Origin of the sequence: Staphylococcus sp. M0911 (assembly GCF_003491325.1) — a bacterium.
Lineage (GTDB): Bacteria > Bacillota > Bacilli > Staphylococcales > Staphylococcaceae > Staphylococcus > Staphylococcus warneri_A.
In genome coordinates this window covers 1,183,744-1,207,661 of the sequence record NZ_CP022881.1, presented here as the reverse complement: position 1 = coordinate 1,207,661, position 23,918 = coordinate 1,183,744, and the positions used below count along the sequence as shown (strand labels likewise).

Annotated in this window: 17 protein-coding genes and 1 other RNA gene; 2 read left to right on the top strand and 16 right to left on the bottom strand. The window is 32.5% G+C overall.

What is annotated here, in order from left to right; all coding sequences use genetic code 11:
* Positions 1–44: 44 nt before the first annotated feature.
* The 5 genes from alaS to ssp1_RS05905 all read right to left on the bottom strand — a co-directional run bounded on the left by alaS (position 45) and on the right by ssp1_RS05905 (position 8,681).
* Positions 45–2,675, bottom strand: a complete 2,631-nt coding sequence (gene alaS, locus ssp1_RS05925) for an alanine--tRNA ligase (RefSeq protein WP_075778392.1) — start codon at positions 2,673–2,675, stop codon at positions 45–47.
* A 373-nt stretch (positions 2,676–3,048) separates the two neighbouring features.
* Positions 3,049–5,520 (bottom strand): SF1B family DNA helicase RecD2, encoded by a 2,472-nt coding sequence (gene recD2 / locus ssp1_RS05920; protein ID WP_107536285.1) that lies wholly within the window; start codon positions 5,518–5,520, stop codon positions 3,049–3,051.
* Positions 5,521–5,524: 4 nt separating this feature from the next.
* A complete protein-coding gene (locus ssp1_RS05915; protein ID WP_002451819.1) occupies positions 5,525–6,193 on the bottom strand; it encodes a tetratricopeptide repeat protein in 669 nt (222 codons plus the stop codon).
* A gap of 227 nt (positions 6,194–6,420) precedes the next feature.
* Positions 6,421–7,539, bottom strand: a complete 1,119-nt coding sequence (gene mnmA / locus ssp1_RS05910) for a tRNA 2-thiouridine(34) synthase MnmA (protein ID WP_002451818.1) — start codon at positions 7,537–7,539, stop codon at positions 6,421–6,423.
* A gap of 2 nt (positions 7,540–7,541) precedes the next feature.
* Positions 7,542–8,681 carry a cysteine desulfurase family protein gene (locus ssp1_RS05905; RefSeq protein ID WP_075778394.1) on the bottom strand — a complete coding sequence of 380 codons (1,140 nt, stop codon included), beginning with the start codon at positions 8,679–8,681 and terminating at the stop codon, positions 7,542–7,544.
* A gap of 261 nt (positions 8,682–8,942) precedes the next feature.
* Between ssp1_RS05905 and ssp1_RS05900 the strand changes: the two genes are divergently transcribed.
* On the top strand, positions 8,943–9,941 hold the full coding sequence (locus tag ssp1_RS05900) for an LLM class flavin-dependent oxidoreductase (RefSeq protein ID WP_075778395.1): 999 nt from the start codon (positions 8,943–8,945) through the stop codon (positions 9,939–9,941).
* 105 nt (positions 9,942–10,046) lie between these two features.
* Here the strand turns inward: ssp1_RS05900 and ssp1_RS05895 are convergent, their stop codons facing one another.
* Both ssp1_RS05895 and cymR read right to left on the bottom strand, forming a co-directional pair.
* A complete protein-coding gene (locus tag ssp1_RS05895) occupies positions 10,047–10,196 on the bottom strand; it encodes an SAS049 family protein (protein ID WP_002451815.1) in 150 nt (49 codons plus the stop codon).
* 444 nt (positions 10,197–10,640) lie between these two features.
* Positions 10,641–11,063: a cysteine metabolism transcriptional regulator CymR gene (cymR, locus tag ssp1_RS05890; RefSeq protein WP_002451814.1), complete on the bottom strand. Its 423-nt coding sequence runs from the start codon at positions 11,061–11,063 to the stop codon at positions 10,641–10,643.
* Between the two features lie 83 nt (positions 11,064–11,146).
* On the opposite strand from cymR, the gene ssp1_RS05885 reads away from it, so the two are divergent.
* Entirely contained in the window at positions 11,147–12,418 is a 1,272-nt protein-coding gene (locus ssp1_RS05885) for a replication-associated recombination protein A (RefSeq protein WP_075778396.1), read from the top strand.
* Between the two features lie 69 nt (positions 12,419–12,487).
* Here the strand turns inward: ssp1_RS05885 and ssp1_RS05880 are convergent, their stop codons facing one another.
* From ssp1_RS05880 to recJ, 9 genes are all read right to left on the bottom strand, one after another.
* Positions 12,488–13,261 (bottom strand): tRNA threonylcarbamoyladenosine dehydratase, encoded by a 774-nt coding sequence (locus tag ssp1_RS05880; protein WP_075778397.1) that lies wholly within the window; start codon positions 13,259–13,261, stop codon positions 12,488–12,490.
* 98 nt (positions 13,262–13,359) lie between these two features.
* A non-coding RNA gene (ssrS, locus tag ssp1_RS05875) (6S RNA) lies at positions 13,360–13,550 on the bottom strand.
* A gap of 123 nt (positions 13,551–13,673) precedes the next feature.
* Positions 13,674–15,440: an aspartate--tRNA ligase gene (aspS, locus tag ssp1_RS05870; protein ID WP_075778398.1), complete on the bottom strand. Its 1,767-nt coding sequence runs from the start codon at positions 15,438–15,440 to the stop codon at positions 13,674–13,676.
* Between the two features lie 15 nt (positions 15,441–15,455).
* Positions 15,456–16,718: a histidine--tRNA ligase gene (hisS, locus tag ssp1_RS05865; protein ID WP_075778399.1), complete on the bottom strand. Its 1,263-nt coding sequence runs from the start codon at positions 16,716–16,718 to the stop codon at positions 15,456–15,458.
* Positions 16,719–17,099: 381 nt separating this feature from the next.
* Positions 17,100–17,975, bottom strand: coding sequence for an N-acetylmuramoyl-L-alanine amidase family protein (locus ssp1_RS05860; protein ID WP_075778400.1), 876 nt, complete (start codon positions 17,973–17,975; stop codon positions 17,100–17,102).
* Complete coding sequence (gene dtd, locus ssp1_RS05855; protein WP_075778401.1) at positions 17,972–18,424, bottom strand: D-aminoacyl-tRNA deacylase; 453 nt, start codon at positions 18,422–18,424, stop codon at positions 17,972–17,974. The genes ssp1_RS05860 and dtd overlap by 4 nt, the downstream gene beginning before the upstream one ends.
* Positions 18,425–18,446: 22 nt before the next feature.
* Complete coding sequence (locus tag ssp1_RS05850) at positions 18,447–20,636, bottom strand: RelA/SpoT family protein (protein ID WP_118828148.1); 2,190 nt, start codon at positions 20,634–20,636, stop codon at positions 18,447–18,449.
* Positions 20,637–21,052: 416 nt separating this feature from the next.
* Positions 21,053–21,571 carry an adenine phosphoribosyltransferase gene (locus ssp1_RS05845; protein ID WP_002451806.1) on the bottom strand — a complete coding sequence of 173 codons (519 nt, stop codon included), beginning with the start codon at positions 21,569–21,571 and terminating at the stop codon, positions 21,053–21,055.
* A 14-nt stretch (positions 21,572–21,585) separates the two neighbouring features.
* A complete protein-coding gene (gene recJ, locus ssp1_RS05840) occupies positions 21,586–23,868 on the bottom strand; it encodes a single-stranded-DNA-specific exonuclease RecJ (RefSeq protein WP_075778403.1) in 2,283 nt (760 codons plus the stop codon).
* Between the last annotated feature and the right edge of the window lie 50 nt (positions 23,869–23,918).

Below are 23,918 nucleotides of genomic sequence, written 5' to 3'. Positions count from 1 at the left end.
TCATAAATTGATTCTATTTTATTCTACACGAAGTTCTGATTAAATTATATATTTTTAATGTAATCTTTAATAAAGCGTAATGATTCTGTGATGTTCTCTGGTTGTGTACCGCCACCTTGTGCCATATCTGGACGGCCACCACCTTTACCACCTACAATTGGTGCCATATTTTTAATGATGTCACCAGCTTTGATTTTGTCTGTCTGATCTTTAGGTACTGTCGCGATGATAGATACTTTGTCATCTACATTACTTGCAAGAATAATCACTGTATCTTGTAATTTTGACTTAAAGTCATCCATTGTTGAGCGAATCGCTTTAGCGTTTGGCACATCTACTTCTGTTGCTAGTACTTTTAAACCATTAATTGTTTCAACTTGGTCTTCGATATTGCCCATTTTAAGTGATGTGATTTCTTTATCTCTTTGCTCGAGTTGTTTGATTAAAGATTTTTCTTCATCTTGAATTTGTGTAATTTTATCTACAACTTGATCGTCAGTTTTGACTTTTACTAAGTCTTTAACTAAATTAAATTGTTCTTGAATATGTTCTAAATACAAGAATGCAGCTTTACCAGTTAAGGCTTCAATACGTCTCACTCCAGCACCAGTACCAGATTCACTTACTATTTTGAATAACCCGATTTCTGCTGTATTCTCTACGTGAATACCACCACATAATTCAATAGAAAATGGATCCATATTGACTACTCTTACAACATCGCCGTATTTTTCGCCGAATAAAGCCATTGCACCCATTGCTTTTGCTTCATCAATATTCATTTCTTGAATTCGAACATCAATACCTCTCCAAATCTCTTCATTAACACGTCTTTCAACTTGATTGATTTCATCTTGAGTCATTTGTCCAAAATGTGAGAAGTCAAATCTCAAACGATTAGGTTCAACTAATGAGCCAGCTTGATTAACATGCTCGCCTAGAACTTCTTTTAATGCTGCATGTAATAAGTGTGTTGCACTATGATTTTTTTGGATAGAACGACGTTCGTCTTTATTGACACTAGCATCTACTTCGGATCCTTTATTTACTTGACCAAATTGTACTGTACCTTTGTGTAGATTTTGTCCATTTGGCGCTTTAGTTACCTCAGTTACAGCAATTTCAAAATGGTCATTGCTTACTATACCTTTATCAGCAATTTGTCCACCACTTACTGCGTAAAACGGTGTATCTTTAAGCATAAAGTAAATCGTTTCTCCAGCATCTGCTTTATCAACTTCTTCACCATTTTGAATTAAATGAATCAATTCTGTTTGATAGTCAGTTGTATCATAACCAACAAAATGACTTTCTGTAGTAATGTTCTTTAATACTTCACTTTGAACTTGCATTGATTGTGAGTTTTGACGTGCTTGGCGCGCTCTGTCACGTTGTTGTTGCATCTCTGTTTCAAAGGTTGTCATATCAACTGTTAATCCTTCTTGAGTTGCTAATTCTTCAGTAAGTTCGATTGGGAAACCATACGTATCATAAAGTTTAAACGCATCTTTACCATTGATTTCTTGATTTCCTTCTTTAGCTTGACTAATGAAGCCATTTAAAATTGATAAGCCTTCTTCAAGAGTTTCATGGAATCTTTCTTCTTCGGACTTGATTACACGTTTAATGAAATCGCTTTTCTCTTTCACGTTTGGATAATATGGTTCCATAATTTCTGCAACAATATCAACTAATTTATACATAAATGGTTCATTGATACCTAATGATTGACTGAAACGAACTGCTCTTCTTAATAAACGACGTAAAACATATCCGCGTCCTTCATTAGCAGGTAAAGCACCATCAGCAATCGCAAATGAAATCGTTCTAATGTGATCGGCGATAACTTTAAATGCTACATCTTGATCATTATTTTGTAAGTAATTTTTACCAGAAACTTGTTCAACTTCATTGATAATTGGCATAAATAAATCTGTTTCATAGTTAGTACGTACATTTTGCGAGATAGACGTCATACGTTCTAATCCCATGCCAGTATCAATGTTTTTATTAGGTAATGGTGTATATGAGTGGTCTTTATTATGATTAAATTCACTGAACACTAGATTCCAAACTTCTAAATAGCGTTCATTTTCGCCACCAGGGTACATCTCTTCTTCTGGATCATCTTTGCCGAAGTCTTCACCACGATCATAGAATATTTCTGTATTTGGTCCTGAAGGTCCTTCACCGATATCCCAGAAATTTCCTTCTATTCTAATAATGCGACTTTCTTCTAAGCCGATTTTTTCATTCCAAATTTTATATGCTTCTATATCTTCTGGGTGAATCGTCACATATAATTTTTCTGGTTCCATTCCCATCCACTTGTCACTTGTTAAGAATTCCCATGCAAATTCAATGGCTTCATTTTTAAAATAGTCACCAATAGAGAAATTACCTAACATTTCAAAGAAAGTATGGTGTCTAGCGGTAAAACCAACATTTTCAATATCATTTGTACGAATCGCTTTTTGTGAGTTAACAATTCTTGGTTTTTTAGGTGTTTCTCTACCATCAAAATATTTTTTTAACGTTGCGACACCTGAGTTAATCCATAACAAACTATCATCATCGATAGGTACTAATGGTGCTGATGGTTCAACCATATGTCCTTTTTCAACGAAGAAGTCTAAATACTTTTGTCTGATTTCACTTGCTTTTAAATTTTTCATCCACTTACACTCCCTGAATTTCATTTATGAGCTAATAGCAAATAATGTATAACTGTTTTTATTGTTTAAAAGTAAACAAAAAACGCTCATCCTCAAAAAGGGACGAACGTTGTCGCGGTACCACCCTAGTTATAAGATGTTGGGTTAGAATCAACACTGCATTTATAGAAAATAGCAATTTGATAATTCAAAACCAGAATTATATGATGCTAACCGTTTCTTATCACTTTAGTCTCATGATTAAATTGACACAAAGTAGCGTTCAACAATTTTAATTGTACTTTTCACCAACCAGTACATCTCTTAAAATTAAAAAATGTCTACTCATCTTTATGCGAACTTAACTTTATTTTAATTTTATTGGTTTTAATTGTCAACGATTAGCAAAGTCATATGGTGATATTTCTCCCATATTTATCATAGGGTCAATTTGATAGATTGTTTCTTCAGATAATTCAATAGTCATTGATGCATTAGACGTATTTGAATCATTATCAATATTTATCTTATCTTCAAAGTGTACAACTTGAGTATCTTGATGTTGGTCTTGAAGTTCTGCATTCTCATTGTCTTCAATTTTACTTTCTTTAAAGTATTGGCTAAGTAAATCATACAGTTGTGTTAACCTCTTTTGTCCATTGGTATTCAATCCGATATCAAATGCCTGTGGATCACCTAATAATACTAATGATTGCTTCGCACGTGTTAATCCTGTATATAAAATAGGACGCTGTAACATTCTAAAATATTGTTTAACTATAGGCATAATCACAATCGGAAACTCTGAACCTTGTGATTTATGGATAGAAGTACAATATGCATGTGTTAATTCGAGTAAATCTTGGCGTGTAAATGTGATTTCATTACCTTCGAAATCCACTACTAAGACATCTTTATTTAAAGCATTTTCTTTAGCCCAAAATATACCGACAATCACACCAATATCTCCGTTAAATATATTATCATTCGGACGGTTAACTAACTGTAATACTTTATCGCCTTTTCTAAATACAACATCTCCAAACTCAATTTCTCTAGTATCTTTTTCTTTTGGATTTAAGATGGTTTGTAATATTTGGTTTAATCGTTTAATACCTGCATTCCCTTTATACATTGGGGCTAGCACTTGGATATCGCTCATATCATAGCCTTTATTAACAGCACTATTTACTACTTTCTCAACAACAATAGGAATTTGATCTGTACCGCAATTAATAAAACTTCGATCATGAAATCGTTGTGTTATATCAATAGGTTGACCAAGTTTCATTCGATGGGCTAATTCAATAATACTAGAGCCATCTTGTTGTCGATAAACTTCTGTTAAATTTACTCTTGGAATCGTTTTAGAATCAATTAAATCTTTAAACACCTGACCAGGACCAACTGAAGGCAATTGGTCTTCATCACCCACTAGAATAATTTGAGCATCCAATGGCACGGCACTTAAAAATTGGTGAAATAGCCAAGTATCTACCATGGACATCTCATCAATGATGATGAGACGTGCATTAATTTCATTGTCCAATATATCTTCTGGTTGTGTGTCTTGATTCCAACCAATCAGACGATGTATCGTCATGGCCTCTAATCCAGTTGACTCTTGTAATCGTTTTGATGCACGACCTGTTGGTGCTGCTAATACAACAGGATAATCATCTTCTTGATAATCATCATAATCTAAGGAAATGCCATGAACTTCTGCATATAATTCAACAATGCCTTTAATCACAGTGGTTTTACCTGTACCAGGACCACCAGTCAATAGCATTACTTTAGAATTAATCGCTGTTTGTAAGGCTTCTTTTTGAGATTCTGCATAACTTACTTCATTATTTGTTTCTATTTCGCCAATATGAATTTGTAAATCAGATTGTTCTATATCTTTCAATTTGTTTGTATGCGTTTTGATGCGATACAAATTTTGAACACTTTTCAATTCTGAATAATATAAACTTGGTATCGAAACTTTTTCATTAGCAACTATGATTCTTTTTTCTTCATTTAATTCTTGCAACATTGTATGAAGTTGTTCATGTTTAATTTGATTATCATCATGGTTACTATTTTGAGTTAATACGTTGTAAGTTGCTTCAATAATTTGATCATGTGGAATATATGTATGACCTTGTTTAATGCATTCTTCTTCTAATGTAAAAAGCAAACCTGCTTTAATTCGCTCAGGTGCATCAAATTGGATACCAATTTTTTGTGCTAGTTGGTCTGCTTTATTAAAACCGATCCCTTTGATGTCATATACAAGCTGATATGGATTTTTATCGAGAACATCTAACGTTTCTGCACCGTAATATTGATAAATTGAACTTGCCAATTTAGGACCAAAGCCTAAATCATGTAGTCGTATCATCACTTTCTCTGATTCTTGATTAGATGCGATTTGTTCAGCAATTTGCTTTTGTTTCTTTTTAGGTAAACTTGGTACTTTTTCAAGTACACTCGCGTCATTTAATATATCATTTATTGCATTTTCTCCTAAAGTATTCACTATATTTTGCGCAGTTTTTTTACCAATTCCTTTAAATAAGTCGCTGGATAAATAACTGATGATTGCATCCTTAGTTTGTGGTAATTCCTTTTCAAATGTTTCTGCCTTTAATTGTTTTCCATAACGTGGATGTTCTACTGTTTGACCCTTAAATGTATAAACGTCCCCTTCAACTACATTTGGAAGAAACCCTACAACTGTTGGCATCGTATCAAATGATTCATTTGTCTCAATCGTATCCACTTTTAAAACAGTATAAAAATTATCACTATTTTGAAATAAAATAGCTTCGACAGTGCCTTTAATCATTGAATAATCAAATAGTGTAGGGTCAGTCATAGTATTACTCCTCTTCTTTAATTGCTGTAAACGTTTTTAATGCGTGTTGACTCAATAAGTGACCTGAATCAATTTCAATTGCTTGGTTGAAATATTCGATTGCTTCATCTACGTCTTCATTTTTCATATATGTAGCAAGTCCTAAGTTATATATTGCGTCAACATGGTTTGAATCGATAGATAGTACTATTTTTAATTGTTTAATAGCTTGATCAAACATTTCTAATTGACATAATACTAATCCGTATTGAAACTGAACTTCTGTATCCTGATTTTGATCTTTTTCTGCAGCGGTCATTAAAAATGGTAACGCTTCTTTATGGGCATTTAATTGATTGAAAGACATACCTATCATGTAATTGCAATCAACTGGTTCTATATTGTATTTCATAGCTTGTTGATATAATTTAATCGCTTCTTTAAATCTATCTTGATTATAATAGACATTTCCTAAATTATAATAAATGGCCCCATTTTCCGGATCGATTGTAATTGCTTTTTGAAAAAAACGTTCAGATTTTTCTATTTCACCTGCATCAGCTAATACAATTCCAGCATTGATATAATTTTCTGTAATTGTTGGATCTTCTTCAATATTATCAAATAAAGCCTTCAATGCTTCTTCTAATTGACCTTCTTTAATAAATTGGTATATGGTTTTTTGATCAATCATATTTTCTTAGACAACTCCTTATATCTTTGTTGAATCACTTTTGATTCTTTCTTATTTAAAACAGAGGATTATCGTTCAAAATTAGTTTGATTATATTTTATCATGATATGTATTAATTTTTAAAAGCAAACTAAGTAAAGTATATGCTTTTTGTTTATAGATGTTTCATTTAAAAAATAAAAATGCCGTTAATCCTAAGACCAAATCCATGAATTAACGGCAAAATTTTATACTACATAACTTAACTGACCAGAATTTTTATAAACATCATCGATTGTTGCGCCACCAAGGCAAACCTCTTCATTATAAAAAACAACTGCTTGACCAGGTGTAATCGCTCTAACCGGTTCATCAAATGTTACTCTTATTGCTTCATTATCTTCTCTTTGAACAAAAACTTTAGTATCTTTTTGTCGATATCTAAATTTAGCAGTGCAATAAAAACCTTTATCTAAATCAACATCTTGTTCATTAACAAACGATACATCTGACGCAATTAAATAGTCACTATATAATGCATCATGATGGAATCCTTGTTCAACATACAATACATTGTCTTCTAAATTTTTACCGACTACAAACCACGGGTCGCCATCTCCACCAATACCTAAACCATGTCTTTGGCCGATTGTGTAATACATTAAGCCACTATGCACACCCATTTTTTTACCATCAAGTGTTATCATATCACCTGATTGAGCTGGGAGATATTGAGATAAAAATGTCTTGAAGTTTCTTTCGCCTATAAAACAAATGCCTGTTGAATCTTTTTTCTTAGCTGTAGCTAAATCTTGTTCTTCTGCTATTTCACGAACACGTTTTTTATCAATATCACCGATTGGGAACATAACTTTAGAAAGTTGCTGTTGTGAAAGTTGATTTAAAAAATATGTTTGATCTTTATTGTTATCAATACCTCTCAACATTTCAACATGACCGTCTTCATGTCTTCTAATACGTGCATAATGTCCTGTTGCTACGTAATCAGCACCTAACTTTAAAGCATGTTCTAAGAATGCTTTAAATTTAATTTCTTTATTACACATTACATCAGGGTTTGGTGTACGCCCTTTTTTATATTCATCTAGAAAGTAAGTAAATACTTTATCCCAATATTCTTGTTCGAAATTAACTGCGTAATATGGAATGCCAATTTGGTTACAAACAGCTATAACGTCATTATAATCTTCAGTAGCTGTACAAACGCCATTTTCATCAGTATCATCCCAATTTTTCATGAAGATGCCAATCACGTCATAGCCTTGTTCTTTTAATAGATATGCTGTTACTGAACTATCGACACCACCTGACATACCAACGACTACACGTGTATCTTGATTCGTCACGATTATTCCTCCTTAAATTTATGATATATTTTATGAATTTCTGCGACTATATATTTAACTTCGTGCTCTGTAGTCATTTCATTAAAACTAAATCTCACTGAATGTTTCGCTCTTTCTTCGTCTTCATACATAGCTGCTAATACATGTGAAGGTGTCGTTGACCCTGCTGTGCAAGCAGAACCTGAAGACACATAAATTTGACTTAAGTCGAGCAGTGTTAGCATTGTTTCCACATCAATAAAGGGAAAGTATAAATTTATGATGTGGCCGGTTGTATCAACCATTGAACCATTAAGCTCAAATGGAATGGCACGTTCTTGCAAACTCACTAAAAATAATTCTTTTAAATTCATTAAATGGATATTATTATCATCCCTATGTTGTTGTGCTAACTCAATCGCCTTAGCAAAACCAACAATCTGGGCTAAATTTTCTGTTCCTGCTCGACGTTTTGTTTCTTGTTCACCACCAAGTTGAGTAAATTGTATTGGTGTATTTTCTCTTACTAGTAATGCACCGATGCCTTTAGGACCGCCAAATTTATGACCAGTCACGCTCATAGTGTCAAATTTAAAATCATCAAAATCTATATCTAAATGACCAATGGCTTGTACTGCATCAACATGGAATAATACATTCGTTGAGGTAACGATATCTTCAATATCATACATTTGTTGAACTGTACCAACCTCATTGTTCACAAACATGATAGATACAAGAATTGTTTTTTCTGTAATAACTTCTTCTAATTGATCTAAATCAATGGCACCCGTATCATCTACATCTAAGTATGTTACATCATAACCTTCACGTTCTAATTGCTCAAACACATGTAATACAGAATGATGTTCTATTTTAGTAGTGATTAAATGATTGCCAATATGTTCATTAGCTTTAACTAAACCTTTAATGGCAGTGTTGTTAGATTCTGTAGCACCACTTGTAAATATGACTTCAGATGGTTTAGCTCCTAAACATTTGGCTACAGTTCTGCGTGATTCATCTAAATATTTACGTGCGTCTCTTCCAATTGAATGAATTGAAGATGGGTTACCATAATGAGATTGATATATATCCATCATCGCCTCTACAACTTCAGATTTAACTGGAGTTGTGGCAGCATAATCTGCATAAACTTCCATGTTTGACACTCCTCACAAAATTATCAATGTTCCTATAATAGCACCTAGAAACGTATTTTTCTACCTATCTGTTTGACAAAAATAGTTAGTATAATTTTAACATTATATTGTTATAGTTGATAATATGAATTATAAATCTAACTATTATTTTCTCTAAATTTAATTAGTAATATTGTTCTGTGTAATGAGCAATTTAATATTGATTTCTGCTAATCGTTGTTATACTTCATATACTATTTTTACTATGGAGGAATAATTGATATGAATAAACTTAAAGTATCTGCATTAAATTTAGTACCTATTAGAGAAGGACAAGAGGATAGCGACGCTTTACATGATATGATTGATTTAGCACAATATTTAGAACAAGTAGGATATGAAAGGTACTGGATTGCTGAGCACCATAATGCGCCTAATTTAGTAAGCTCTGCGACTGCATTATTAATTCAACATACTTTAGAACATACAAAAACGATTAAAGTCGGATCTGGAGGAATAATGTTACCCAATCATGCGCCTCTTATAGTAGCAGAACAATTTGGTACAATGGCTACTTTATTTCCTAACCGCGTAGATTTAGGTTTAGGCAGAGCACCAGGTACAGATATGATGACAGCAAGTGCATTGCGCAGAGACCAACATAATGGTGTTTATCAATTTCCAGATGAAGTAGATCAATTACAACAATATTTCGGACCAGCAAATCAACAAAGTTATGTTCGTGCCTATCCAGCTGTGGATAAACAAGTACCGTTATATATATTAGGTTCTTCCACTGATTCGGCACATGTTGCTGCTAGAAGTGGTTTGCCATATGTTTTTGCTGGGCATTTTGCGCCACAACAAATGAAAGATGCGATCCAAATATATAAAGATTTATTTGAACCATCAGAGTTTCTAAGTGAACCTTATGTTATTATAGGCTTAAATGTTATCGTTGCAGACACAGATAAAGAAGCCAAATATTTAGCAAGTTCAATGGCTCAAGTTATGGTTAGTATTACTAGAGGTAAAATGCAACCTGTTCAACCACCAACAGATAAATTAGATCAAGTGTTAACACCACGGGAATTGGACATGGCGAAACAACGAATCAACTCATCAATGATCGGCTCTGAAAGTACAGTTAAGCAAAAAATTAAAGCTTTTATTGATTATTATGGCGATATCGATGAAATTATGGGTGTGAGCTATATATATGATCAACAAAAACAACATGAGTCATATCAAAAATTTAAACACATTATCGATTCAATATAATTGAATTGATATATTAGACTGAAACGTGAAATTAACGTTTCAGTTCTTTTTATATACAAAAAAAGGTAGCGCTATTGCACTACCTCATTACTTATAAGAATACGATTATTTATCGTCTTTATCTTCTTTTTTATCTTTGTCGCCTTTACCAGTATCAGTGTACTCGTTAATTGTATCTTTAGCTTTGTTTACTTGCTCGTTATCACTGTTTTTGAATTTTTCTGCTGCATCTTTCGCTTTATCCATGAATCCCATAAATATAAGCTCCTTTCAAATTTAAAACTAAATTGTATTTGTTAAAACTTAAATTTTAACTTTATTACATCAATTGCCATGTGAATAAGATTAATTCAACAATTGTTATGATGTATATTCTATTCATACCACTTGGTCAAGGAACTAAACATATCAATCAAATAAAATTAGGAAATTTTAAATAAAATACAATTTAAGATTTGTTCACAGCACTATTCAAAGGCTTGATAGCAGAGCTTTAGATGATATGCTAATAAATAAAAAATATGGAAATTAATCCATATTTTTTCTTAAATTTATAGTTATTAGGATTTAAACCTCTTTAAAGGGCCCTTGCCTTTCCTGCATTGTTTGTAGGTTTTCTTTTCGAAAACCTCTATGAAGGGTCCGCCCAACTTGCATGGTCCGTAAAAATTGGGGAACCAATTTTTCAATGTTGGGGCCCTATATATAAAACATGTATCCGTCTAGGTTTTGGTCTGTTTCTTTGTATTCTGCAAGGTATTGTAGTGTTGTTTTGTCGAGTACGTCTCTGACTGCGTCTCTCATTCTTAACCATAATTGTTTTTGTGCAGGTGGTTCTGACTCTATACTTTCTACGAAGGTAATAGGTCCTTCTAATAATCTGATAATATCACCAGCTGTAATTTCTTCAGCAGGCAATCTTAATTGGTACCCACCCTTTGCGCCTCGAACGCTTCGAATTAATCCAGCATTTCTTAAGGGTCCAACAAGTTGTTCTAAATATAAATCACTTAAATTATTTTCTTCGGCTATTGTTTTTAATGATACGCAACCCTGGCCTTCTCTTTTAGCAAGAGAAATCATTAAAGTTAAGCCATATCTCCCTTTTGTTGATATTTTCATTGTATAACCTCACTTAATTCGAATTATATATTCCCATTCTATCATTTTTTGCGTTAAGATAATATTAGAAAGGTGTGACAAATGTGAATACTGAACCTTTAGCGTCAAGGATGAGACCAATTAATATTGATGAAATCATTTCACAACAACATTTGGTTGGACCAACAGGTATTATTAGAAGAATGGTAGATACTAAAAGATTGTCCTCAATGATATTTTATGGACCACCTGGAATAGGTAAAACAAGTATTGCTAAAGCTATTGCTGGTAGTACTCAATATAAATTTAGACAACTCAATGCTGTAACAAATACCAAAAAAGATATGCAAATGGTTGTCGATGAAGCAAAAATGTCTGGACAAGTCATCTTGTTATTAGATGAAATTCACCGATTAGATAAAGCGAAACAAGACTTTTTATTGCCCCATTTGGAAAATGGAAAAATTGTCTTAATAGGTGCAACCACTTCTAATCCTTATCATGCAATTAATCCGGCAATTCGTTCAAGAGCTCAAATCTTTGAATTGTATCCACTCGATGATAACGATATTAGATTAGCACTAAATCGCGCTTTAGAAGACGATCAGCGTGGTCTTAAATCATATACACCTGAAGTTGATGATGATGCTATGACCTATTTCTCAACTCAAAGTCAAGGTGATGTTAGAAGTGCACTAAATGCCTTAGAACTTGCTGTTTTAAGTGCAACTGAAGAAGATGGACAACGTCATATTACGTTGCAAGATGCGAAAGATTGCTTGCAAAAAGGCGCTTTCGTTAGCGATAAAGATGGAGATATGCACTATGATGTGATGAGTGCATTTCAAAAGTCTATACGAGGTAGTGATGTCAATGCGGCATTGCATTATCTAGCCAGATTGATAGAAGCTGGTGATTTGCCTACAATAGTCAGACGTTTACTCGTTATTAGCTATGAAGATGTAGGTTTAGCTTCACCTAATGCTGGACAACGCACATTAGCAGCTATTCAATCAGCTGAAAGATTAGGTTTTCCTGAAGCAAGAATCCCATTAAGCCAAGCAGTAATTGAATTGTGCTTATCACCTAAATCCAATTCAGGCATTTCAGCTATCGATAAAGCATTAAGTGACATTAGACAAGGCAAAGTAGGACAAATACCTGACTATTTAAAAGATGGTCATTATGCTGGTGCGAAAGAATTAGGCCGAGCTATTGGTTATAAATATCCACATAATTATGAAAATGGCCATGTAGTTCAACAATACTTACCTGATATACTTAAAAATCGTATTTATTATAAACCTAAAACGACCTCTAAAAGTGAACAACAATTTAAAACCATTTATGAGAATTTATTGAATAAGTCTCAATAAGTTAAAAGATAGTTTGCCTAAATGTAGTCATTACATTATAGACAAACTATCTTTTTATTTACTATTTAATTATTGACCTTTATCTTTAATTCGACGAATCGGAATGTCTTTAAGAATATCATTGATGACATAACTTGAACAAATTAAACCGACCACACTAGGGACATATGCATTGGAAGATGGTGGCATTTGTCCTTTCCTGTTGATAGCGTTTTTGTCACCTACTGTTTCTTTTACATCTTCTCTAATTACAATTGGACTTTCATCTGAAAATACAACTTTTACTCCTTTTCGAATACCTACACGTTTTAATCTATTACGAATTACCTTTGCCATTGGATCTGTATGTGTTTTTGAAATATCTGCAATTTGGAATCGAGTAGGATCTATTTTATTAGCTGCACCCATACTTGAAATCATATCGATACCACGTTCTAAGCATTCTTTCATTAAATGAACTTTATAAATAATGGTATCACTTGCATCGATAAAATAATCAATATCATAGTTATTAAATATATCTTCATATGTTTCTTCTGTATAAAACATATGTAATGACGTTACTTTACAGTCTGGATTAATTTGTTTAATTCTCTCTTCCATTAATGTCACTTTGCTTTGTCCGATAGTCGACGTTAATGCATGGATTTGACGGTTAACATTTGTAATATCAACATCGTCTTTATCTATTAAAATGATATGTCCTATATTCGTTCTAGCTAATGCTTCAGCTGCAAAAGATCCGACGCCACCGACACCAAGCACAGCTACAGTTTTACTTTTTAATAAATCAAGTCCCCCTTGTCCGATTGCTAACTCATTTCTAGAAAATTGATGTTTCATTTTAATCTCCTTTAACTAAACAATCCAAATCAATATGTATTTTAAGTATTATTTTAATTTAAAAATAAAAATACGCAAGACCTAAGTCTTGCGTACCGATAGAATCCGTAGATGCCGTAGTTATAAATAGCTTGATCATTCGGCCTGCTATATACAGGTGGGTGCCCTGTTTCATGTTTTGCAAGTCCTCCTAATGAGGCGTTTGCGCTGCATGAAAACCTATTGGGCTCCCTGATCAAAGAGTGTTAGGCCCAAATAAAAAGCAAACATACGAACATCACAGATGACTATCTTATGTCATTATAATATCACAAACTTAGAAAGAAAGGAATTAAACAACATTGTATATTTTAATTCCTTTTTATTCAGACAACATTTAGACATATTCACAAGAAATTAACGCTTAGGTACACTAATGTCTAATTCTTAATGATAATTCTTCTAATTGTTTTTCTGAAACTTCACCAGGTGCATCTGTTAATAAACAAGTAGCTGATGCAGTTTTAGGGAATGCAATTGTATCTCTTAAGTTTGTACGGTTAGTTAATAACATCACTAATCTGTCTAATCCTAATGCGATACCGCCATGTGGTGGCGCACCGTATTTGAATGCATCTAATAAGAAACCAAATTGTTCTTGTGCTTGTTCTTTAGTAAAACCAAGTACTTCAAACATTTTTTCTTGTAATTCTCCATTATGAATTCTGATTGAACCACCACCTAATTCATAACCATTTAATACGATATCATAGGCATTCGCTTGTGCATTTTCAGGCTCTGAATCTAATTTCTCAATATCTTCTTTTTTAGGTGATGTGAAAGGATGATGTGCAGCTACATAGCGTTTACTTTCGTCATCATATTCTAATAAAGGCCAATCTGTTACCCATAAGAAGTTTAATTTTGATTCATCAATTAAGCCTAACTCTTTAGCTAGTTTAATACGTAATGCACCTAAACTTTGTGCTACAACATCTGGTTTATCAGCAACAAACATGACTAAATCCCCAGCTGATGCTTCTGTTAATGATTTTAATTGTTCTGTATCTTTATCTTCAAAGAAGCGAGCAATTGGACCTGTTAAACCTTCATCAGTAACCTTAACCCATGCTAAACCTTTCGCACCATATATATTTACAAACTCAGTTAAAGCATCCATGTCTTTACGTGTGTATTGATCAGCAGCATCTTTAGCCACGATTGCTTTAATTTCACCATTATTCTCAACAGTATCTTTAAACACTTTAAAGTCCATATCATGACCTAATTGAGATACATTAATCAATTCCATGTCAAAACGTGTATCAGGTTTATCAGAACCATAGCGGCTCATTGCTTCAGCATAAGTCATTCTTGGGAATGGTCCAGGCACATCAATACCTTTGACATCTTTAACGACTTTACGTAACATTTCTTCACCCATAGCCATAACATCTTCTTGGTCTACAAAGCTCATTTCAATATCGACTTGGGTAAATTCTGGTTGACGATCTGCACGTAAGTCTTCATCACGGAAACATTTAACGATTTGATAATATTTATCAAACCCACTAATCATTAACAATTGTTTAAATAATTGAGGTGATTGTGGTAATGCATAAAATTCTCCATCATGAACACGTGAAGGTACTAAATAGTCTCTGGCACCTTCTGGTGTTGATTTAGTTAACACCGGTGTTTCAATGTCATAAAATCCATTATCATCTAAATATTGTCGAATTGAACGTGTTGTTTGATGTCTCATTTTAAAAGTTTGTGCTAGTTCTTGACGACGTAAATCTAAATATCTATATTTTAATCTTATATTTTCATCTACGTTGGTATTTTCTTCATTTATTGAAAATGGTGGTGTTTCTGATTTATTGATAATTTCAATATTTGAAACTTGTACTTCTACTTGACCTGTTTTAATTTTAGGATTTACTGTTTCAGCGTCACGTTTAGTTACTACACCTTGAACTTCAACAATATATTCAGGTCTTACAGTTTCAGCGATATTTAATGCTTCTTGTGAAAAATCTGGATTAAAGACAATTTGCACAATGCCTTCTCTATCTCTTAAATCGATGAATATCAATCCACCAAGGTCACGTCGATTGTGTACCCAACCTTTTAATGTTACTTTTTCATTTAATAAATCTTCTGTGACTAAACCACAGTATGTCGTTCTTTTACTCATTTCAAAACTTCCTCTCTATTTGTGAAAATAATCAACAATTTGGTCTAATTGAATTGATTCAGATTCACCAGTTTCCATATTTTTAATATCAATTTGATTGTTTTCTAATTCTTGATCACCAATTACGATAGTATAATTTGCATTTAAACGATCTGCTTGTTTCATTTGACCTTTAATCTTTCTATTAAGATAATCTTTATCAGCTTTTACGCCATTTTTTCGTAATTCGTTAAGTAATTTAACTGCATAACGATCTGCTTGTTCTCCCATAGTAACGATAAATAAGTCAAAGTCATTTTTTATATCTAATTCAATGCCTTCTTCTTCTAATGCTAACAATAATCTTTCAATGCTTAATGCAAAACCGATACCTGTTTGGCTAGGTCCATCTAACAATTCAAGTAGGCCATTATAACGACCACCACCACACAAGGTTGTAATTGCACCATCATAATTTGGATTATCCATCATCAATTCAAATGCAGTATGTGTGTAATAATCTAAACCACGAACAAGATTAGGATCTTCTACATATGGAATTCCTAAATCATCTAAATGTTTTTTTACTTGTTCGTAGTATGCTTTAGAATCTTCGTTTAAGAAGTCCGTAATACGTGGTGCATTTTTGACAGCTTCTTTGTCTCTATCAACCTTACAGTCCAAGATTCTCATTGGATTAGTGTGTAGTCTAGACTGACAATCTTGACAGAAATCATCAATTACTGGTTCAAAGTGTTTAACCAATGCTTCATTGTATTCTTTACGAGAGTCACTATCTCCAATACTATTTATCACTAATTTTAAGTGCTTTAACCCAAATGATTGATAGATATGCATTACCATTGCTAAAATCTCAGCATCAATGCTTGGATTTTGAGAACCAATTGCTTCAACACCAAATTGATTAAATTGTCGATATCTACCTTTTTGTTTACGTTCATATCTAAACATTGGACCATTATAATATAACTTAACTGGTTGATTAGGATTTCCTTGCATTTTATGTTCAATATATGAACGAACTACACCAGCAGTACCTTCGGGTCTTAATGTTAGGCTACGGTCACCTTTATCTTTAAATGTGTACATTTCCTTTTGTACAACATCAGTTGAATCACCAACACCTCTAGCAAAAAGTTCAGTACTCTCAAAGATAGGTGTTCTTATTTCTTGATAATTATAAATTTCCATCAATTGGTCTAATTTATTTTCAATGTATCGCCACTTGATTGAATCTTCTGGTAATATATCTTGCGTTCCTCTTGGAATTTTTATCATATTTTATCTCCTTTACTAATACTCAAGGGTTTTCATTTCTTTTTCTTTTTAAAAATGTGAATAAAAAAGCCCTTGCATAGCATTAAATACTATACAAGGGACGAAAATCCGTGTTGCCACCCTAATTGATTTGGACATTACTAACGTCACAAATCCACTCAAAACGTTTAACGTACGTTAGCCGGCTTTACTTTTAAATAAAGCACCTCTTCTTGTGTTCAAAGAAATAAACTACTCAGCGTAATCTTTCAGCCTCATGGATTACATTTCTACGTATATAAATATATACTACCTCTTTCGTCTATTCTTTCAAGAATACAATCGGTTTACTATTTATAATTCAATTATAATGATAACGAGTTTTCATTTGATTTGCAAGTTCTATGATGAGAAATATTGTTTTAATCCATCAACGATAGCTTCCTCTACAACTTGTCTATGTAGTTGGTCCCGTACCATTACTTCATCTGTAGGATTACTGATATAACCTAGTTCTAATAATACTGCTGGTATGTTTGTTTGTCTCAAGACTTGATAATTTTGTTGTCTGGCTTCTTTATTTGTAAGGAGGGATTTCTTTTGGATGCTACTGCTGAGTGTTTGTGCTAATGCTTCTTGATTATCTTGTAACCAATACACAGTTACACCATTCGCATTTGGGGAATCTAGTGAGTCATTATGTATGCTTATAAAAGCGTCTCCTTTGATATTCCTATCATCCAAAGACACATATGTATCATTAGAACGCGTCATTTTAACATGAGCACCTTCTTTTTCAAGTAAACTTTTTAACTCTTTAGCAGTTTTTAATGTATATACTTTTTCTAAACTCTTTGAGGACGTGTTACTTGAAGCACCCTGATCACGTCCACCGTGACCAGGATCAAGTACAATTGTTTTACCTTTTAATGGTGCGAATTTTTTAGAATTATCAGCATGGATATTTAAATTGGTGTGCCAACCTGCAACCCACCCTTTTTCATCTCCAGCTTTATTCTTTACTTCAATCCACTTACCAGATTTATCAATCTTCTCAAAGGTATCTCCCTTTTCAATCTTATAAATAACAGGATAAGCTGCATTAGGTCCAGTTCTCAACTCAGCATTTTCAGTTATAGTGATTGTACCATTATCTTCATCATTATAATTTAAAAACATAAATAATAAAATGAGAAATAGTACAAAACAAATAACAACGATTAACGTTAGTCGATTCATAAGACCATGTTTGGTTAACCATGTATTTATTTTATTCATATCATTTTGCCATCCTGACTCTCATATATGATTGTTACAGGACCATAATTTTGAATGTCTACATTCATATGAGTACCAAATTCACCTGTTTTAACGTTCAAGCCATATGATCGAAGTGCTTCGTTAAACGATTCATATAATTCATTTGCTGCCTCAGGTGGCATTGAATCAGAAAAACCAGGACGATTACCTTTTTTTACATCGGCATACAATGTAAATTGAGAAATTGATAGTATTTCTCCTTCAATTTGTTGAATATTATAATTCAATTTGTCATTTTCGTCTTCAAATAATCTTGCATTCGCGATTTTCTTAGCTATTGTTTGTACATCTGCTTCTGTAGAGTTTTTACCAATTCCTACTAATAAACAATAGCCTTTTTGAATAGCATTATGAATGTTGTTATTTGAAACAGAAGCTTCTGAAACTCTTTGTACAACTACTCTCATTTTTCTTTGCACCTCTTAAGTTCTAGTTCCAAACTCTTGTAACAGTATATACATCACCTAACTGTTTGATCTTTTCAACTACACGGTATACATCGTTAACATTTTTTACCATGACACTAATATTAATGACAGCATTTTTATCAATATCAGATCGACCTGATACTTTAATTAGACTTCCAGCTGTAGAATTTACAGCTTGTAATACTTCGTTTAACAATCCGTTGCGATCATATGCAGTGACTTCTAAATCGACTTGATAACGTTGTGTTGAGTCTTTAGATTTCACCCATTCAACTGATATTAAACGTTCTGTTTCATTTTTTATATTAGGACAATCGGTTCTATGTACCTTTATACCATGACCTTTGGTGATATAACCTACAATATCATCACCAGGTATAGGATTACAACATTTTGATAGTTTAATCAGTACATTTTCTAATCCTTCGACGTATACACCGCTATCAGTAATAATATCTTCTTTGATTGGAACTGATTTTGTCACTTCTTGTGCTTCATTTAAAGCTTTTTGCTTATCCAAAATTCTTTGACGTTCAGTTAATTTATTTACTATTTGGATAGCAGTTATGCCACCGAAACCAACTGCAGCATATAGATCATCTTCATTAGCAAAATGATATTTTTCATTCACTACATCGATATTTTTTTCGGTAAGAATATCGTCTACTCTAAAACCTTGTTCTTTAATTTCAGCTTCAACCATAAATTTACCTTTTTCAATATTAGAAGAGCGATCTTGCTTTTTAAAGAAGCTTTTAATTTTACTTTTCGCACTAGATGATTTAACAATTTTCAACCAATCTCTACTTGGTCCATATGAATGTTTACTCGTTCTAATTTCAATGATATCACCAGTTTGTAATATATAATCAATTGGTACAATTTTACCGTTGACTTTAGCACCTATCATTTTATTACCAACTTCACTATGAATAGCATATGCAAAATCAATAGGCACAGCACCATAAGGTAACTCTATGACATCACTTACAGGTGTAAATGCATATACTTTATCACTTTGTAAATCATACTTGAGTGATTCCATAAATTCTTGTGCATCTGAAGACGTATGATCAGTTTCAGCTAAATCTTTTAACCAATTTAATTTATTTTGGAAATCCTGTGTTTTTTCGTTTACAGTTTTCCCTTCTTTATATGCCCAATGCGCAGCTACACCATGTTCAGCAATTTCATGCATTTCATAAGTACGTATTTGAATTTCTAGTGGGTCCCCATTAGGGCCTACAACAGTAGTGTGAAGTGATTGATACATATTTTGTTTTGGCATTGCTATATAATCTTTAAAACGACCAGGCATCGGCTTCCATAGTGTATGGACCAAACCTAATATCGCATAGCAATCATTGATTGTATTTACTATGATTCGGATAGCTAGTAAATCAAATATTTGATCAAATTGCTTTTTTTGTTTCATCATTTTTCTATAAATACTATAGATGTGTTTAGGGCGACCATTTATTTCGCCAACGATACTCATTTTATCCATTTCTGTTTCTATCTGGCCAATGGCATTGTCAATATAAGCTTCACGTTCACTTCTCTTTTTCTTCATTAAATTGACAATTCGGAAATATTGCACACTATCAATGTATCTTAAAGCCGTATCTTCTAATTCCCATTTTATAGTATTGATACCAAGTCTATGTGCTAAAGGTGCATATATTTCTAATGTTTCTTTAGAAATACGTATTTGTTTCTCTCTAGGCATAGCTTTTAACGTTCTCATATTATGTAATCGGTCAGCTAATTTTACTAAAATCACACGGACATCTTTAGCAATAGCAATAAATAATTTACGATGATTTTCAGCTTGTTGTTCCTCTTTCGAACGATACTTCACTTTTTTAAGTTTTGTGACACCGTCTACGATTCTTGCTACTTCTTCGTTAAACATATTTTTAACGTCATCAAATGTATATGCGGTATCTTCTATGACATCATGTAAAAAGCCTGCAACGATTGTGGGACGGTCTAAACGCATCTCAGTTAGAATTCCAGCTACCTGAATAGGATGCATGATATATGGTAAACCATTCTTCCTAAATTGTCCTTGGTGCGCTTCATATGCAATATGATAACTCTTTAAAACATATTGGTATTCGCTTTCGCTTAAATAGGACTTTGCTTTGTAAAGCACCTCGTCAGCACTATAAGGATACTCGTTGTTCAATATATGACACCCCACTCATTGATTATACTTTCATGTTTGAATTTCTTTACATATGTTATGTATTATTACCCATTACTTAAGAAAGTTTATAGTAATTGATTAGCTTTATCACTTTTGATTATTTCAAAATATTTTTTGATGTTTCAATGTGAAATCAATATTAATTGTAATTAGTTTATCAAATTTTAACGACTCTGATAAGCTAACGATTATGAAATAAAATTAAATATTAGTTACATGATACTACAACTTTTGGAATAAATAAATGAATCACAATTAGATTGTAACTCTATCAATAATATTTTTTGTAAATAAAAACTAGTTCTCTACTTAAACTGTATTAACATCATTATTGTTAATCAGTAATGAGAACTAGTACTTCATGATTATTATTTCACTCAATTTAAAATTGTAAATTATTCATCATAAGAAATTAAACTCATAACATCATAGTCTTTTATCTTTTCAATTCCATTTAAATATTTTAATTCAATAATAAAAGCTATGCCAACAACGATACCGCCTAACTTTTCAACAAGTTTAATAGCCGCTTCGATTGTCCCACCAGTTGCTAATAAATCGTCTGTGATTAATACACGTTGACCTGGTTTAATAGCATCTTTATGCATTGTTAAAACATTAGTGCCGTATTCTAAATTATATTCGTATCTAATAACTTCACGAGGTAATTTACCTTCTTTACGTACAGGTGCGAACCCTATGCCCATTGAATATGCTACTGGACAACCAATAATAAATCCTCGTGCTTCTGGCCCAACAACAACGTCGACATCTTTTTCTCTTGCATATTCAACAATTTGGTCTGTAGCATATCCATATGCTTTACCATTGTCCATAATTGTAGTGATATCTTTAAAGCTGACCCCTGGTTTTGGCCAATCTTGTACCTCAGAAACATATTGTTTTAAATCCATCTTATTATTTCCTCCTAATTACTATATCCCAATTGAGTTTTAATCCATTGTTTTAAATGTTTGAAATCATCATATAATAAAAGTTTTTCGACTTCTATTCTTGATAACCTAGCTTGATAAAATTGGCTAGATTCAATATCTTGTTTATTTGGTTGACTCGCAATCGTTATTATACCATCATCTTCGTTAATAAATCCTAATTCTAAAAATACTTTTAGCATAAATTTTAATGAATTAGCTTTAATATTGAGAAATTCACACAACATCATACCTTCAGTCGCTAGATTCATTTTTCTTTTATTAATTAACGCTTTATAACATTGTTTGAATAAATTGATACTTGGCATGCCTTCGAAATAAATAGACGTTTTATGTTGAAATACAAGATAAATTTGAGATATTTGTGTTTGTTGTAATGTGTTTTTTAATTCATCAAGCGTATTCGGTAAATCTCTAAATACTATTTTATCATATTCCCCTGGTATAACTTCTCCATAGAAGAACTCATTGTCATTAGATTTTTGAACTTTAGAATGAATTACAAACGCTGTTGTTTGATCATTGTTTAAGAAATTAGTATTTTTACTTTTGCTTCGATAATCTAATATTTGCATTGTGTCCATGGCTATATCTTGAACAATGAACTGTGGTGTTTGATTCCCGTTCCATTCATTTATTTGTAAGTTACCAATTAAGTTGACTGGTTGACCAGTTTCTAATTGTGTAGCATATGCACCATTTTGCCAAAATAAAGCCGGTAAATTAGAATCACCTAATGTCATCTTCAAGTGATTTTGTTCTTTACCAATAGCCTTTAAAGATTGTATAGTCATATTTTGAATTTCAAATAATGGTGAATTAAAATCTGTGCCAAAGGGGCTTAATTTCTGAATATCTTTAATGTTTTTAATTGTAATATCTGATTCATCAAGTAAAATATCTACCTTTTTACTCGGTTCAAGAGATGTCGTTTCACTTAGTTTTGCCATCCATTCATTTAATCCATTTCGTAATGCTTCAACATTATCAATATCCATAGTCATCCCTGCTGCCATATGGTGTCCACCGAATTTACTAATTAAATCTTGATGGGCATTTAAAATTTCAAACATGGATACTTGTTCAATCGATCTTGCTGAACCTTTAGCATGATTTTGTTCATGATCAATATTTAAAATTAATGTTGGTAAGCTAAACGTCTCCACTATTTTCGATGCTACAATACCTAAAACACCTTCATGCCAATCTTCTTTGGCTAATAATAGAAATTGATGTCCTTGTGAGACATAATCCTTAGCTATTGCTAATGCTTCTTCTGTAATATGAGCAACTATATCTTTACGCTCTTGGTTGAAATGCTCAACCTGTTCCGCTAAAAATTCAGCTTCATCTTCACTATCAGACATTAATAATTCAGCAGCTAAAGAAGCATCTTCTAAACGTCCAACTGCATTTAATCTAGGACCTATGATAAATCCTATTGTTTCTTCAGTAATGTCATCGTTATAACCAGCTTGTTTAAGTAAAGCTTTAACGGCTACTGGACAACTGTCATTCATGACTTTCAAACCATGTTGTACAATTGAACGATTTTCATCAGTTAATGAAACTAAATCTGCTATTGTGCCTATAGCTGCGTATGCTTTAAAATAATTTGGCACATTTTCTAATAACGCTTGAGCTAATTTATATGCTACACCTGCACCACATAAGTATTTAAATGGGTAATCAAATTCTGGATGCATTGGGTGTACGATTGCATATGCTTCAGGTAAAGTTCTGCCTATTTCGTGGTGATCTGTGACAATGACATCTACACCTAATTCTTGAGCCATTTTAATTTCAGCATGCCCTTGTATACCATTATCTACAGTGATGATTAATGAAATACCTTCATCATAAGCATTTTGAAATGCCATTTCATTTGGACCATAACCTTCTGTAAATCGGTTCGGTATATACCATCCAACTTGGGCTCCTAATTTTTGTAAAGTATGTACTAATATCGTCGTAGAAGTTACGCCATCAGCATCGTAATCGCCATATACTAAAATACGCTCATTTTTATCTATAGCTTGATTGATACGTTCTATCGCTTTATCAATATCACTAAGTAAAGAAATATCATGGTTGATATCAATGCCATTTAGAGTTTGTTGAATGTCTTCTTCTTCAATAATTTGTTTACTTTCTAATATTTTCTTGATTATAGGAGATAGTTTTAAACGTTTAGCTATACTATCTGATATATATTCAGTTGGGTTATTTAAATTCCAATTATATTTAGATTTAATCATAAGTAACCTTCCTCATTTCCACATGCCATTATATCGAAAATCGAATAAAA

Bases quoted from the DNA above. Each gene is read 5' to 3' on its own strand.
- alaS (WP_075778392.1), bottom strand. From the start codon at position 2,675: ATGAAAAATTTAAAAGCAAGTGAAATCAGACAAAAGTATTTAGACTTC.
- recD2 (WP_107536285.1), bottom strand. From the start codon at position 5,520: ATGACTGACCCTACACTATTTGATTATTCAATGATTAAAGGCACTGTC.
- ssp1_RS05915 (WP_002451819.1), bottom strand. From the start codon at position 6,193: ATGATTGATCAAAAAACCATATACCAATTTATTAAAGAAGGTCAATTA.
- ssp1_RS05905 (WP_075778394.1), bottom strand. From the start codon at position 8,681: ATGGAAGTTTATGCAGATTATGCTGCCACAACTCCAGTTAAATCTGAA.
- ssp1_RS05900 (WP_075778395.1), top strand. From the start codon at position 8,943: ATGAATAAACTTAAAGTATCTGCATTAAATTTAGTACCTATTAGAGAA.
- ssp1_RS05895 (WP_002451815.1), bottom strand. From the start codon at position 10,196: ATGGGATTCATGGATAAAGCGAAAGATGCAGCAGAAAAATTCAAAAAC.
- cymR (WP_002451814.1), bottom strand. From the start codon at position 11,063: ATGAAAATATCAACAAAAGGGAGATATGGCTTAACTTTAATGATTTCT.
- ssp1_RS05880 (WP_075778397.1), bottom strand. From the start codon at position 13,261: ATGAAACATCAATTTTCTAGAAATGAGTTAGCAATCGGACAAGGGGGA.
- aspS (WP_075778398.1), bottom strand. From the start codon at position 15,440: ATGAGTAAAAGAACGACATACTGTGGTTTAGTCACAGAAGATTTATTA.
- hisS (WP_075778399.1), bottom strand. From the start codon at position 16,718: ATGATAAAAATTCCAAGAGGAACGCAAGATATATTACCAGAAGATTCA.
- ssp1_RS05860 (WP_075778400.1), bottom strand. From the start codon at position 17,975: ATGAATAAAATAAATACATGGTTAACCAAACATGGTCTTATGAATCGA.
- dtd (WP_075778401.1), bottom strand. From the start codon at position 18,424: ATGAGAGTAGTTGTACAAAGAGTTTCAGAAGCTTCTGTTTCAAATAAC.
- ssp1_RS05845 (WP_002451806.1), bottom strand. From the start codon at position 21,571: ATGGATTTAAAACAATATGTTTCTGAGGTACAAGATTGGCCAAAACCA.
- recJ (WP_075778403.1), bottom strand. From the start codon at position 23,868: ATGATTAAATCTAAATATAATTGGAATTTAAATAACCCAACTGAATAT.